Annotated in this window: 13 protein-coding genes; 6 read left to right on the top strand and 7 right to left on the bottom strand. The window is 64.0% G+C overall.

Going from position 1 to position 14,228, the window contains the following annotated elements:
- The first annotated feature begins 97 nt into the window (after positions 1 to 97).
- Entirely contained in the window at positions 98 to 277 is a 180-nt protein-coding gene (locus tag CAF70_RS09315; RefSeq protein ID WP_085624270.1) for a hypothetical protein, read from the top strand.
- 3 nt (positions 278 to 280) lie between these two features.
- Here the strand turns inward: CAF70_RS09315 and CAF70_RS09320 are convergent, their stop codons facing one another.
- Both CAF70_RS09320 and CAF70_RS27855 read right to left on the bottom strand, forming a co-directional pair.
- A complete protein-coding gene (locus tag CAF70_RS09320; RefSeq protein ID WP_085624272.1) occupies positions 281 to 1,690 on the bottom strand; it encodes an amino acid permease in 1,410 nt (469 codons plus the stop codon).
- Entirely contained in the window at positions 1,690 to 1,815 is a 126-nt protein-coding gene (locus tag CAF70_RS27855; protein WP_023661944.1) for a hypothetical protein, read from the bottom strand. The genes CAF70_RS09320 and CAF70_RS27855 overlap by 1 nt, the downstream gene beginning before the upstream one ends.
- A 197-nt stretch (positions 1,816 to 2,012) precedes the next feature.
- On the opposite strand from CAF70_RS27855, the gene CAF70_RS09325 reads away from it, so the two are divergent.
- On the top strand, positions 2,013 to 3,437 hold the full coding sequence (locus CAF70_RS09325; protein ID WP_063913751.1) for a PLP-dependent aminotransferase family protein: 1,425 nt from the start codon (positions 2,013 to 2,015) through the stop codon (positions 3,435 to 3,437).
- A gap of 121 nt (positions 3,438 to 3,558) precedes the next feature.
- Here CAF70_RS09325 and CAF70_RS09330 read toward each other — a convergent pair whose 3' ends face one another.
- The 3 genes from CAF70_RS09330 to CAF70_RS09340 are packed head-to-tail and all read right to left on the bottom strand — an operon-like array spanning position 3,559 to position 7,158.
- On the bottom strand, positions 3,559 to 4,581 hold the full coding sequence (locus CAF70_RS09330) for a histone deacetylase family protein (protein WP_085624274.1): 1,023 nt from the start codon (positions 4,579 to 4,581) through the stop codon (positions 3,559 to 3,561).
- Positions 4,581 to 5,822, bottom strand: a complete 1,242-nt coding sequence (locus CAF70_RS09335) for a Zn-dependent hydrolase (RefSeq protein ID WP_085624277.1) — start codon at positions 5,820 to 5,822, stop codon at positions 4,581 to 4,583. Before CAF70_RS09335 ends, CAF70_RS09330 begins: the two co-directional genes overlap by 1 nt.
- A gap of 31 nt (positions 5,823 to 5,853) precedes the next feature.
- Complete coding sequence (locus tag CAF70_RS09340; protein WP_085624279.1) at positions 5,854 to 7,158, bottom strand: MFS transporter; 1,305 nt, start codon at positions 7,156 to 7,158, stop codon at positions 5,854 to 5,856.
- A 290-nt stretch (positions 7,159 to 7,448) separates the two neighbouring features.
- Here CAF70_RS09340 and CAF70_RS09345 point away from each other — a divergent pair, with 290 nt between their 5' ends.
- Entirely contained in the window at positions 7,449 to 8,357 is a 909-nt protein-coding gene (locus CAF70_RS09345) for a LysR family transcriptional regulator (RefSeq protein ID WP_085624281.1), read from the top strand.
- Positions 8,358 to 8,445: 88 nt separating this feature from the next.
- Positions 8,446 to 8,841 (top strand): hypothetical protein, encoded by a 396-nt coding sequence (locus tag CAF70_RS09350; RefSeq protein WP_085624283.1) that lies wholly within the window; start codon positions 8,446 to 8,448, stop codon positions 8,839 to 8,841.
- Positions 8,842 to 8,925: 84 nt separating this feature from the next.
- On the opposite strand, the gene katG is transcribed toward CAF70_RS09350, so the two are convergent.
- Positions 8,926 to 11,172, bottom strand: coding sequence for a catalase/peroxidase HPI (gene katG / locus CAF70_RS09355; protein WP_085624285.1), 2,247 nt, complete (start codon positions 11,170 to 11,172; stop codon positions 8,926 to 8,928).
- A 450-nt stretch (positions 11,173 to 11,622) separates the two neighbouring features.
- Between katG and CAF70_RS09360 the strand changes: the two genes are divergently transcribed.
- Positions 11,623 to 12,528 carry a LysR family transcriptional regulator gene (locus tag CAF70_RS09360; RefSeq protein WP_085624287.1) on the top strand — a complete coding sequence of 302 codons (906 nt, stop codon included), beginning with the start codon at positions 11,623 to 11,625 and terminating at the stop codon, positions 12,526 to 12,528.
- A gap of 99 nt (positions 12,529 to 12,627) precedes the next feature.
- Entirely contained in the window at positions 12,628 to 13,224 is a 597-nt protein-coding gene (locus CAF70_RS09365) for a hypothetical protein (RefSeq protein ID WP_085624288.1), read from the top strand.
- Between the two features lie 106 nt (positions 13,225 to 13,330).
- On the opposite strand, the gene CAF70_RS09370 is transcribed toward CAF70_RS09365, so the two are convergent.
- Entirely contained in the window at positions 13,331 to 14,209 is an 879-nt protein-coding gene (locus CAF70_RS09370) for a DMT family transporter (RefSeq protein ID WP_015270753.1), read from the bottom strand.
- Between the last annotated feature and the right edge of the window lie 19 nt (positions 14,210 to 14,228).

Here is a 14,228-nt window from a genome sequence, read left to right on the forward strand (position 1 = left end):
TACTGCGCATGGCTTGAGATCGGTGCGGTCCCTGTGGGAGCTGGCTTGCCGGCGATAGGGCCGGAACTGACTACCTATGCCTGCTGTCCGTCCATGTATGCGCCCCTCCATGAAAACTTTCATCGCCCTCGCCATCCTGGCCCTGATCGCCACTGCCGCCCTGCTCGGCTCGCCCTGGATGAACCAACGCTTTCACATGCCAGCGGAAAAAAACCATGCCCAACAAAGCGAAACGGCCGGGTCCCCGAGGGAGCCGGCCGTTTCGAGAAGCGAGTGACGCTTAGTGCTGCTTGCCAGAACGGATCTGGTGCACCACACCCATCGCCACCACGATTGCCGCAGCGATACCGGTGGAGATCACCAGGATCTGGTAGTCAGGCATGAAGGCCATGGTCACCAGGGCGGCCACGATGAAGGCGATCACCAGGTAGGTCAGCCATGGGAACAGCCACATCTTCAGGCGCACTTCCTTGCCTTCGGCAATCAGCTTGCGACGCATGCGCAGCTGCGAGAAGGCAATCACCAGGTACACCAGCAGGGCGATCATGCCGGTGGTGTTCATCAGGGTTTCCAGCACGTCTTTAGGGCGCAGGGTCTCGCTGAAGTTGATCAGCGCACACACCACGGCCACGGCGCACGAACCCATGATCGCGTATACCGGTACACCGGTGCCGGCGCGGGTGATCTTGAAGAACGACGGCGCGTCGCCACGCTGGGCCAGGGAGAACAGCATGCGCGAAGCGGTGTAGTGGCCGGAGATCAGGCAGCTGCTCACCGAGGTCAGCACCACGAAGTTCATCAGCAGCTCGGCATACGGCACGCCCAGCAGCTCCAGGGTGCGGCGGTAGGCGCCATAACCGGAAACGCCCAGGTGCGGATCGTTCCACGGGACCAGGCAGACGATCAGGAAGATCGAACCGACGTAGAACAGGCACACACGCCAGACCACCGAGTTGGTCGCCTTGACAATCTGCGCGGCCGGGTCCTTGGCTTCGGAAGCGGCGATGGTGACGATTTCCGCGCCGAGGAAGGCGAACATCACCCCGAGCAAGGCACCGATCACGGTGGTGATGCCGTTGGGCATGAAACCTTCGGCGGTGAGATGGCTGATGCCACGCACCTCACCGAACTGCCAGATATTCAGCACGGCAGCGGTACACACAATCAGGAAGCAGACGATCGCGATCACCTTGATCAAGGCGAACCAGAACTCGAACTCACCGTAGTGCTTGACGTTGAAGAAGTTGACGGTGATCAGCAACAGGGTCGTGGCCAGCACGAACACGTTGACGCTGACATCGGGGAAGAAACCATGCAGGATCTTGCCCGCCACATAAGCTTCCCAGGCCATGAGAATGACCCAGTACCACCAGTACAGCCAGCCGATAGTGAAACCGGCCCAACGGCCGATGGCGCGATCGGCGTAGGTGGAGAACGAACCGGTGTCTGGCGAGGAAGTCGCCATTTCACCCAGCATGCGCATGATCAGTACCACCAGGATGCCGCCTGCCAGGTAGGCCAGCACAGCGGCTGGGCCGGCGCTGTGAATCACGCTGCCGGAGCCGACGAACAAGGCGCCGCCGATAACCCCGGCGATCGACATCATCGTCAGGTGGCGAGACTTGAGCGAGGCACTGAGCTTGCTCTCGTGCCCGCTTTTCGCGGTGGTGGTTGTGGATGTTGCGTCCATCAGTTGTGTACCCCGTGCTTCTTTTTATCCAAGGAAAACTGTGAAACCCCGATGGCTGGCGGTTTCACGTACATCAGTGCTAATGCGCGCAGGATGGTGTGAGCGAACACACGCAGGCCTTCCATGGCGGCCTGCTGACGCGCCCCAGGGCGGCGCCTGGGGCGAACTGAACATGCTTTAGGTGGCGATATCTGACACCTAATGTAAAAATGTCCGACGCAGAGAGCCATGCACAGTGGCATGAAACTCGCACTGCACTGTACAGGTCGCCCTTGCAATACACCTTGCAAACGCCGGGCGATACGCACCCTGAAGGCCCCGAATGTTCGAATTACATCCAGACTCCTCGACCCCGCTGGTGAACCAGATCATCGACGGGCTGCGCGAGCTGATCGACAACCAGACCCTCAAGCCAGGCGCCAAGGTCCCCTCGATCCGCGCCTTTGCCGCGAGCTATTCGGTGAGCACCTTCACCGTGGTCGAGGCCTACGACCGCCTTGTCGCCCAGGGCCTGCTGGTAAGCCGTGGCAACGCAGGGTTCTTCGTCAACCGGGCAGCTGGCGAACTGCTGGACCAGCACAATGCCGAGGCCGACACCAGTCGACCAACGTTCAACTCCGAATGGTACTTGCAGCAGATCTTCGAAATCCGCCAGTTGCCGTTCAAGCCGGGGTGCGGCTGGCTGCCAAACGACTGGATGTACGAAGACGGCCTGCGCCGCGGCCTGCGCCAGGTGGCCGGCAGCCCGCTGGAGCTGTCGGGCTACGGCGACCCCATGGGCCTGCCGGAGCTGCGCGCGCTGACCGCGCAGAACCTGCAGCAGGAGCTGTCGATCGTCGCCAATCCGGCGCAGCTGATGCTCACTCACGGCGCCAGCCAGGCCCTGGACCTGGCCGCGCGTACGCTGGTGCGCCCGGGCGACGTGGTGCTGGTGGACGACCCCGGCTACCCGAACCTGATGAGCATCCTGCGTACCCAGGGCGCAACCCTGGTCGGCGTGCCGCGCACACCGGCCGGCTACGACCTGAACCAGCTGGAGCAGTTGCTCAGCCATCATCGCCCCACTGCGTTCTTCACCCAACCGCACCTGCACAGCCCGACCTGCTCACGTACGCCGCTACCGCAGCTGCACCGCTTGCTGCAACTGGCCAGCCAGCACGGCTTCCGCCTGGTGGAGAACAACCTGTACGCCGACATGGTCGCCGAACCACAGCCGTGCCTGGCCAGCCTCGATCACCTGCAGCAGGTGGTTTACGTGGGCAGCTACTCCAAGAGCATTTCGCCCAATGTGCGGGTCGGCTACATGCTGGCCAACCCCGAGCTGATGCAGAAGCTGCTGCACCTGAAGATGCGCTCGGGCCTGACCACCTCGCAGGTGATGGAGCGCGTGGTGTACGCCGCGATCATCGACGGGCGCTGGCGCAAGCACCTCAAGCGCCTGCGCCAGCGCTTGGCCGAGGCGCACCAGGAAGTTGGCCGACACCTGCATCGGTTGGGCTTCGAGCTGTTCATCGAGTCGGATGAAGGGATGTATATCTGGACCCGGCACCCCGCGATTCCGGACAGTGCGGCGTTGCTGGATGATGCGTTGGAGAAAGGCATCATGCTCGGGCCTGGGCAGTTGTTCATGGTCGACGCCAAGGCGACCGGGTGGATGCGGTTCAATGTGGCGTTCAGTACGGAGCCGGCGATGTGGGAGTTGCTGGAGAAGGTGTTGGTGAAGCATGTGCGGCGGGGTGGGGTGTAACGGGTGCGGGGTGTTCGCCACAACACTTTCAGCGCCTGTGAGATCGAGCGCCGCCCGCGCGGCGCTCGATCTCATAGGCGCTGAAACTGTCATGGCAAGCACCTGTCGGCCCCGACACTACTTATCGCCAATCCACCTCGTCGGCAAAGAACGCCCGCGCATTCGCCTCCAGGCTCTCCAGGTGATACCCCCCCTCCTGCACTATAAGGCACGGCAAGCGCAACGCCCGAATCCGCTCGCCCAACACGGCAAACCCTTCAGTGGTGACTGCCACCTTGCTCTGCGGGTCCAGCTCGTAGATATCGAACCCCAGCGACAACACCAGCACCTCGGCACCAAAGTCCTTCACCGCAGCCAGCGCGATCTCCAACTGGCCCATGAAGTCGGCTTCGCTAGCCCCATGCGCCATCGGCAAGTTGAGGTTGTACCCCTCCCCCGCACCGCTACCACGCTCGTCCGCAAACCCGGCCACACCGGGGTAGAAGTTGGTCGGGTCGCCATGCACCGACACGTACAGGACGTCCCGGCGATCGTAGAAGATCTCCTGAATCCCCTGCCCGTGGTGCATGTCGGTATCGAGGATGACCACGCGGCTGTAGCGGCTGCGCAAGGCCTGGGCAGCGACTGCGGCGTTGTTGAGGTAGCAGAAACCACCGGCTGCATCGAAGCGCGCATGGTGGCCTGGCGGCCGGCACAGGGCATAGGCCGCCGGCTCGCCGTCAAGAATGGCCTTGGCACCGGCCACTGCACTTTGCGCAGACCAGTAGGCCGAGCGCCAGGTGTTTTCGCCCACAGGGCAGCTGCCATCGGCCAGGTAGCGCCCGGCCTGGGCGAGGATGCCGCGCAGGGCGTTGGGCTCGCGCACGAAGATGTTGGACATGACCTCGTCACCCCAGTCCTCGGGCACTTCCTTCCAGCGCGCATGAGCCTCTTCGAGGAAGGCCAGGTAGGCCTCGCCGTGCACCGCCTTCAGCGGGGCCAGGCCGGCATCGACAGGCTGGCGGATGTCGAAGCCGAGATCCCTGGCCGCCTGCAACAGGCGCACGGCGCGCTCGGGGACTTCCTGCGGGGTGCGCATGGCGCCGCGCGAGTAGTAGCTGCGCGGGTGGTGCAGCAATTGTTCGGGGTGGAAGTAGCAACGCATCAGGCTTCTCCTTGTTCGACTTGGCCGGCGCGGGCCAGCACGGCGTTGAGCAGTACGTCGACGCCCTGGCGGGCATCCTCGGGCAGCACATCTTCGGCTTCGTTGTGGCTCAGGCCGCCGACGCAGGGGATGAACACCATCGCCGTCGGGCAGTAGCGGGCCAGCAGGATGGCGTCGTGGCCGGCACCGCTGACAATCGACTGTTGGGCATAGCCGAGGCCGTCCACCGCCTGCTGCACGGCGGCTACGCAATCGGCATCGAATGGCGTGGCCGGGCTGACCCAGTGGCGCTCGATACGCACCTGCAACCCGCGCTGACTGGCGATGGCTTGCAGCTTCAACGTCAGGTCGCGCTCCATCGCCTCGATGGCTTCATCCCGGTGATGACGCAAGTCGACGGTGAACTGCAACAGCCCCGGAATGGTGTTGCGCGAGGACTTGACGATGGACAGTTCACCCACGGTGGTCAGGCCTTCAGGGGCAAAGTCCGTTGCCAACTGCTCGACCGCCTGGACCATCCGTGCCGCACCGTACAGGGCATCCTTGCGCAGCAGCATCGGCGTGGTGCCTGCGTGTGCAGCCATGCCTTCCACAGTCACATCAAGCCACCGAATGGCCTGCCCGCCGCTGACTACGCCAATGGCCTTGGCGTTGTCTTCAAGGATGGGGCCTTGCTCGATATGCGCTTCGAAATAGGCATCCACTTGGCTGCCCAGCGGGCGTTGGCCGGCGTAACCGGTGCGTTGCAGTTCATCGGCGACGCTGATGCCATCGGTGTCGCGAATAGCCAGCGCTTCGTCCAGTGCCAGGGTACCGGTGAACACCGCCGATCCAAACATGGCCGGGGTGAAGCGCGCGCCCTCCTCGTTGGTCCATACGGCGATTTCCAGCGGTTTGCGCGTCTGGATATTCAGGTCATTGAGCCGGCGCACCACTTCAAGGCCCGCCAGCACACCATAAACACCATCGAAACGGCCGCCCTCAGGTTGGGTGTCGAGGTGGCTGCCCATCATTACCGGCGCCGCATCCGGGTCGCTGCCGGCGCGGCGGGCGAACAGGTTGCCGATCGCATCCACCGTTAGCGTCAGGCCGGCCTCGCGGCACCAGTGGCTGAACAGCTCACGGCCCGCCTTGTCCTCGTCGCTAAGCGCCAGGCGGCAGCTACCGCCGCGGGCGGTGGCGCCGATTTCGGCCATGGCCATCAGGCTCGCCCACAAGCGTTCGCCATTGCATTTCAACATGTGCGGGTACTCCAGAAAAAAAACGGTTCGATCAAGCCAGTTCCAGGCGTTGGCTGCGGGCGTACTGGCGCGCCAGTGCGAGCACGCACACCAGCGAAATGGTTGCGATCAGGGTGTAGAACACTGCCATCGGCCACCATTGGCCGGTGAAAGAGTGGGCCAGCCAGGTACCGATCAGCGGGGTCAGGCCGCCCGCGATGGCACCGCAGATCTGGTAGGCCAGGGAAATGGCGGTGTAGCGCACACGGGTGTCGAACATGCCGCTGACGTAGCCGGCGATCACCGCGTAGAAGGAAGCCATGCAGGCTGCGGCCAGTGCGATACCGAGCACGATCAGCGGGCCTTTGCCGGAGCTGACCAGCACGAACATCGGGTAGGGCGAGGCCATGGCCAGCAATGCAACCAGGGCCAGGAAGCGGGTGGCACCGAGCTTTTCCGAGAGCCAGGCGGCCAGCGGCTGCACGCAGAACTGGATGATCGCCACGAAGAACAGGCACTCCAGGATAAGCGAACGCTCCAGGTGCAGCTGCTGGGTGGTGTAGCTGATCATGAAAGTGTTGGTGAAGTAGACCCCGGCAATGCCCAGAGTATTGGCACCGATGCACAGCAACAGCGGGCGCCAGGCCGTGCGCAGCACTTCGAATACCGGAGCCTGCTCCTTGCGCCGGGCCTTTTCCGCCTGCTCGCGGCTGGCGATGAACTCGGGCGACTCATTCACCCCCAGGCGAATCGCCAGGCCCACCAGTAGCAACAGTGCACTGGCCAGGAACGGCACGCGCCAGCCCCAGCTCATCAGGTCCTCCTCGGGCAGGCGGGTGACCGCGCCGAAGGCCAGCAGCGACAGGATCAGGCCCGCCGGGCTGCCGAGTTGGGCGAACGAAGCGAAGAAGTTGCGCCGGCCCTTGGGTGCATGCTCGCCGGCCATCAGCACCGCCCCGCCCCACTCGCCGCCCACCGCAATGCCCTGGACGATGCGCAACAGGATCAGCAGTACTGGCGCGGTGGCGCCGATTTGCGCGTAGGTCGGCAGCAGGCCGATGCCCACGGTGACGATGCCCATCATCAGCAAGGTGATGACCAGCGATTTCTTGCGGCCGATACGGTCGCCCACGTGGCCAAAGACGATGCCACCCAGCGGCCGGGCAAAGAAGCCGACGGCGAAGGTGCCGAACGCTGCCATGGTGCTGAACAGGCTGCTGTCGGAGGGGAAGAACAGCGCGCCGAACACCAGGGCGGCGGCGGTGGCGTAGATGTAGAAGTCGTACCACTCGATCATTGTGCCGATGAACGCGGCGGCGGCGGCACGGCGTGGCTGGGCGGAAGCGGTGGGCTTCATGAGGGCTCCTTTGCTTGTTGTTCTGGCAGGAGTTGTCGGGGGTACGGGGCGCTCTGGTGGCGCTTGGCTTGTTGAATCGGTGTTGGCTTCTTCGCGGGCTTGCCCGCTCCCACAGGATCACCGCAAGTTTTGAATGCTGTGCAGTACCTGTGGGAGCGGGCGAGCCCGCGAAGAAGCCAACACCGACTCCGCAGGCCTCGATACCTGCGATTTATCGGCCTGGGGCTATGATTAGTCAATTTTCTATTTATTATTCGCACTATTAGCCTTGCTTATTATCGAGCCCCGCCATGCCCGACCGCCTGCTCAACGACCGCCTCGACTGGAACCTGCTGCGCACCTTCCGGGTCATCGGCCAGGAGCTGTCCATCAGCCGCGCTGCCGCCCGCCTGCACCTCACCCAGCCAGCCGTAAGCCAGGCGCTCAAGCGCCTGGAGGAACAGCTCGGTCGCCAGCTCATCGCCCGACGCGGGCCGCGCTTCGTGCTGACGGAAATGGGCGAGCAGCTGTTCCAGCTGGCCGGCGAGATCTATGGGCAGATGTCGCAGATCGGCGGCTTGCTGGAGCAGCCGGTGGACGAACTGGTGGGCAAGGTCCGCCTGCTGATGATCAGCCGCATCGTCAACGAACAGTTCGACGACTTCCTTGCCGACTTCCACCGCCAGCACCCGCGGGTGGAGTTGGAGATCGACGTGATGCGCAGCTCCGACATCGTCGCTGCCCTGCAGGAAAAAACCGCCACCGCGGGCCTCAGCCTGAACCGGCGTGCGCAGCCACGGCTGGAGCAACGGCTGTTCCTGCGCCAGCGCTATGCGTTCTTCTGTGGCAAGCACCATGCCCTTTTTGGGCAAGCCGAAGGCGACCTGCAGCGGGAAAATTTCGTCAGTTTCACCAGTGACCAGATTGGCGGCATGCTGTCTCCACTGACCATTTTTCGCGATCAGCAAGGGTTTGCCGGGCGAATCGTGGCCTCGTCACCCAGCCTTGAAGAAGTGCGCCGGCTGGTGATTGCCGGGTTTGGCATCGGTTGCCTGCCCGAGCATGTCGTGGCGCCGGATGTGGACGCCGGTTTGCTGTGGAAACTGCCACCGCAGGACGGGATTGCCGATGTGGACATCCACCTGTTGTGGAACAGGGACCAGCGTTTCAGCCGTGCCGAAGAGGTGTTCATAGAGGCGTTGCAGCAGCGCCTTGACTGAACCCGGAGGTGAATCGGGCAGGCACTGGACACAATGATGGCCAATTAGTAGCATCGAGACCAACTGAACATTACGGACAATCTCAGTCATGGATCGCACCACCGGGATCATCAAGCGCCCTATCCATCAGCCCATCCGCCCCTTTGTCACCTGGGAAGAAGCCTGGAAGGGGCCCGACGAGGGCTTGATCCGCTGCTGGGAGATTGGCCGTGAGCGGGCGTTGACCCAACCAGAACTTGCCCGCCACTGTGTCGATGGCGCACTCCCGGTGCTAGGTTGGAAAGGTGGTCATGATCGCGCATTGAAGAAACCGATGAAGTACGGTTCGTTCAAGTATCTGGCGCAATGGCAGGGCCTTCGCGGCGAAGATCTGTTCATCAATACACGTACAGAGTTGACCCTGACTTGTAATTACACCGGCATGCTGACCACCTTTACACCGGACCAGGAAAAGTACGCCAACGCGGTGATCCTGATGGAATAGCAACGAAGGGCCAGGCGGATCTGGGCGCCGCCACAGGTACAGCCTGCATGTGCCGTACCTGTGGTGAGCGCCCCGAAAACACTGCTACTTCAAATCAAACCGGTCAAGCTCCATCACTTTTTGCCAGGCCGCCACAAAGTCGCGCACGAACTTGTCACCGCCATCAGCGCTGCCATATACCTCGCTCAACGCCCGCAACTGGGCATGGGAGCCGAACACCAGGTCAACCCGGCTAGCGGCCCACTTCACCTGCCCGGTCTTGCGGTCGCGGCCTTCGAAGGTTTCGTTATCCGCCGAGGTCGGCTTCCACTCCACGCCCATGTCCAGCAGGTTGCGGAAGAAGTCGTTGCTCAGGGTACCGACCTTGTCGGTGAACACGCCCTGCTGGCTGCCGCCATGGTTGGCTCCGAGCACACGCAGGCCGCCGATCAGCACGGTCATTTCCGGCGCGGTCAGGGTCAGCAACTGGGCCTTGTCCAGTAGCAGCTTCTCGGCCTTGACGCTGTAGCGGGCCTTGGTGAAGTTGCGGAAACCATCGGCCAGCGGCTCCAGCACGGCGAACGACTCGACGTCGGTCTGCGCCTGGGAGGCATCGGTACGCCCTGGTCGGAACGCCACGCTGACGTTGTGCCCGGCGTCCTTGGCAGCCTTTTCCACTGCGGCGCTACCGGCCAGAACGATCAGGTCGGCCAGGGAGATTTTCTTGCCACCGGCATTGAACTCGGCCTGGATCTTCTCGAGTGCCGCCAGCACTTTGCCTGTGCCCTGGTTCGCCGGCCAGTCTTTCTGCGGCGCCAGGCGCAGGCGGCCGCCATTGGCGCCACCACGCTTGTCCGAACCGCGGAAGGTCGACGCCGCTGCCCAGGCAGTGGCCACCAGCTCGCCAACGCTCAGGCCCGCCGCCAGCACCTTGGCCTTGAGCGCGGCAATGTCCTGCTCGCCCACCAGCGGGTGATCGACTTTTGGCAGCGGGTCTTGCCACAGCAGCTCTTCGTTGGGCATTTCCGGGCCCAGGTAGCGCGCCAATGGGCCCATGTCACGATGAATCAGCTTGTACCAGGCGCGGGCGAAGGCGTCCGCCAACTGGTCAGGGTTGTCCTTGAAACGACGGGCGATCGGCTCGTAGATCGGGTCGAAGCGCAACGCCAGGTCGGAGGTGAGCATGGATGGCGCATGGCGCTTGGCCGGGTCATGGGCATCCGGCACGGTGCCTGCCCCCTTGCCCTCCTTCGGCCGCCACTGGTGGGCACCGGCCGGGCTCTTGGTCAGTTCCCAGTCGAAGTTGAACAGGTTGTTGAGGTACTCGTTGCTCCACCGGGTGGGGGTGGAAGTCCAGGTCACTTCCAGGCCGCTGGTGATGGTATCGCCACCCTTGCCGCTGCCGAATTTGTTGGCCCAGCCCAACCCCTGCAGCTCCAGGCCTGCAGCTTCCGGCTCCGGGCCGACGTTGTCGGCAGGGCCGGCACCGTGGGTCTTGCCAAAAGCGTGGCCACCGGCGATCAGGGCAACGGTTTCTTCATCGTTCATCGCCATGCGGCCGAAAGTGTCACGGATGTCCTTGCCCGAGGCCACCGGGTCAGGGTTACCTTCCGGGCCTTCCGGGTTCACGTAGATCAGGCCCATCTGCACGGCGGCCAAGGGGTTTTCCAGGTTGCGCTCGCCCTCCAGGGTACGGCCCTGCTCCTCGGGGTGTTTGGCCGGCTCCGCCACCAGGTCGCCCTTGCCAGGCGGCTGGGCCTTGCCGTAGCGGGTGTCACCGCCCAGCCAGACCTTTTCCGATCCCCAATACACATCCTCGTCCGGCTCCCACACATCGGCACGCCCGCCGGAGAAGCCGAAGGTCTTGAAGCCCATGGATTCGAGGGCAACGTTGCCGGTGAGCACGATCAGGTCGGCCCAGGAAATCTTGTTGCCGTACTTCTGCTTGATCGGCCACAGCAGGCGCCGAGCCTTATCCAGGCTGACGTTGTCCGGCCAGCTGTTGAGCGGGGCGAAGCGCTGCTGGCCAGAGCCTGCACCACCCCGGCCATCGCCGATACGGTAGGTCCCGGCGCTGTGCCAGGCCATGCGGATGAACAGCGGGCCGTAGTGGCCGAAGTCGGCGGGCCACCAGTCCTGGGAGTCGGTCATCAAGGCGGTCAGGTCTTTCTTCAGGGCCTGGAAGTCGAGGCTCTTGAACGCCTTGGCATAGTCGAAACCCGGGTCCATCGGGTCGGACTTGGAGGAGTGCTGGTGAAGAATTCTCAGGTTGAGCTGGTCAGGCCACCAGTCACGGTTGGTGGTGCCGCCACCTGCGGTTTGATGGAACGGGCATTTCGATTCGTTCGACATCTGCGGGTACCTTTGGGTCGGTTATCCAGATTTCCGGTCTATGCCAGGTGTTCTTTCAGCCGAGCGCGTGGGCTCGTGCTACCCCTTATCAGGTCTACACGGGGCGTGCGAAGCTGTCACGACGGGGTTGCTGCGGTCTTGCACGCAGGTGCTGACACGCCGCTCGCTCGCGGAACTCGCAGGGCCACGGGAAAGACTAGCCGAGCCTGGACAGAGTTCTAATAGAGCGGCTATTGGGGGGTGATAGGTTGGCTCTGTCAGGGTCATTCCTGTACTGGCCTCTTCGCGGGCGCGCCCGCTCCCACCGGACCTCCTCAGGTCTCGAGAGCGGTGCATTACTTGTGGGAGCGGGCATGCCCGCGAAGAGGCCGGCACATCCATACAAGGCAATCAGGCTGGCCACATGCTTCAATACGCCGCCACCCCCTCTACTCCGGAACCCGCCCCCTCATGAACCGCAACGACCTGCGCCGCGTCGACATGAACCTGCTGGTACTGTTCGAAGCCCTGATGATCGAACGCAACCTGACCCGGGTCGGCGAAAAGCTGTTCATCACCCAGCCCACCGTCAGCGCCGCCCTCGCCCGCCTGCGCGAACTGTTCGACGACCCGCTGCTGATCCGCAACGGCCGGGCCATGGAGCCTACGCCACGGGCCATGCAGATCTTCGCCGAACTGGGGCCGGCCATGGACGTGATTTCCGCCGCCATCAGTCGCGCCCGCGAGTTCGACCCGGCCAACAGCTGCAACGTGTTCCGTCTGGGCCTGTCGGACGATGCCGAGTTCGGCCTGTTCCCGGCCCTGTTACAGGCCCTGCGCGAAGAGGCCCCGGACATCAGTGTGGTGGTGCGCCGGGCCAACTTCCTGCTGATGCCGGGGCTGCTGGCCAGCGGCGAGATCTCGGTAGGCGTGAGCTACACCACAGACCTGCCGGCCACCGCCAAGCGCCGCAAGCTGCGCAACATCGGCGTGCGGGTGCTGCGCGCCGATGACCGCCCGGGCCCGTTGACCCTCGACGAATACTGCGCCCGCCCGCATGTGATGGTGTCGTTCTCCGGCGACATGAGCGGCAACATCGACCTTGACCTGGCGCGCATCGGCCGCTGCCGCAAGGTGGTGCTGGCGGTGCCGCAGTTCGGCAGCCTGCGCGCCCTGCTGCGCAACACCGAGCTGATCGCCACAGTGCCGGACTACGCTGCCTGCGCCCTGGCCGACGACGGTAGCCTGCGCGCCGACCCGGCGCCGTTCGACATTACCGAAGCCGAACTGTCGATGGTCTGGAGCGGCGCCCAGGACAACGACCCGGCCGAGCGCTGGCTGCGCGAACGCATCCTGCAGTTCATGGCTACGCAGTGATGCATCGACCTCGTCAATAGCCACCATGAATCCCATCAAGTTCCGCCAAGGCCGGCCCGGGCGGAAGATAGCGGCATTCACTGATTGATGAGGCATCCCATGAAAACCGGCATGATCGCTGCCCTGCTCGCCTTGCTGGCCGCCCTTGGCGGTTGTGCCGGCCAGGCCGCTACCGACACGCAGCCCTACGGGCACTTCTATTCGGCCACGGCCATTTCCAGTGTCGCCCTGGCCCCCGGTCAACGTGTGGCGGTACTGCTGGGGCGTGACGCCGAGGCCACCCTCGAATACCTCGACAGCCATCGCCACCAGACTGCGGCGCCGGTCCAGGGCCAGCGCGTCCCGGTGGCTACCCTGCGCAGCGAGAGCCAGGCGTATGACTGGCTGGCGCGGTCACTGGCGCAGCAGTTTGCCGACGTGACGTTCTATGACGACCTGGACACGCTGCTGGGTGACCACCCGGATGTAATCGTGCTGCTGGATACCGAAAGCCGTTTGGCCAGTGCAGGAATCGAAAGCCGGGTGGTGGCGCGGTTCTTCGACGACCAGCTGACCTATATCGGCCGGGCCGAAGGGCGAGCCAGCAAGCGCCTGGGCGATGTGGCGCGGGTGGTGGAGGATGAGCGGGCGGTACAGGCGGATGCGCTGCGGGACTTTGACCACTCGTTGCAGGCGTTGTTGAAGGGTCGGGTTTGAGGGCCCTTTCGCGGGTAAACCCGCTCCCGCAGGTACAGCGCAGTCCTCGGGCAGGGCGCTGTACCTGTGGGAGCGGGTTTACCCGCGAAGAGGCTAATACAGGTTGTCACTTACCCCGCTGCATCCACGCCGCCCCCAGCCCACTCAGGCAGATCACCGAGATGCCCACCAGGCTCAAGGTATCCGGCACCTGGCTATAGACAACCAACCCAAGCAACCCGGCAAACACGATCTGGCAATAGCTGAACGGCGCCAGCAAGGCCGGTGCCGCATGGCGGAAGGCCTGGGTCAGCAGCAGGTGCGCGGTCATGCCAAACCCACCCAGCGCCAGCATCAGCAGCGCATGGTCCCAGCGCGGCATTTCCCAGAAGAACGGCACCAGCGCGCTCATCGCCAGGGTGTTGCACAACCCCGCATAGAAGTTACTGGTAGTCGGGCTGTCATGCGCAGCCAGGATGCGCGTCAGCAACTGATAGAAGCAGAAGCCCAGCGCCGAACCGAACGGATACAGGATGGCCGGGGTGAACATCGCCCCGCCCGGGTGCACCACCACCAGCACACCGATGAAGCCCATCACCACCGCCACCCACTGCCCCACCGTCACCCGCTCCTTCAGCAACGGCGCCGACAGCGCGGTGACCAGCACCGGGGCAAGGAAGTTGACCGCCGTGGCCTCGGCCAGCGGCAGGTACTGCAAGCCAGTGGTGAACAGCAGGCTGGTACTCAGCAGGCTCAGGGCGCGTAACGTCTGCAACAACGGCCGGCGGGTACGCAGCACGTTGAGCCCGGCCTTGGGCAGGAAGATGCCGGCCATCAGCAGCGTGTGCACCACATACCGCGCCCATACCACCATGATGATCGGGTACAGGCCGCCGAGGAACTTGGACAGGGCATCGTGACTGGCGAACAGGAACGTCGCCACTACCACCAGGGCGATGCCGCGCAGGGGTTGGTTGACTCCGGACAGCGGTGTGCTGGAACTCATGGCACTCTCGATGACGGCG

This window comes from Pseudomonas sp. B19(2017), assembly GCF_002113165.1.
Lineage (GTDB): Bacteria > Pseudomonadota > Gammaproteobacteria > Pseudomonadales > Pseudomonadaceae > Aquipseudomonas.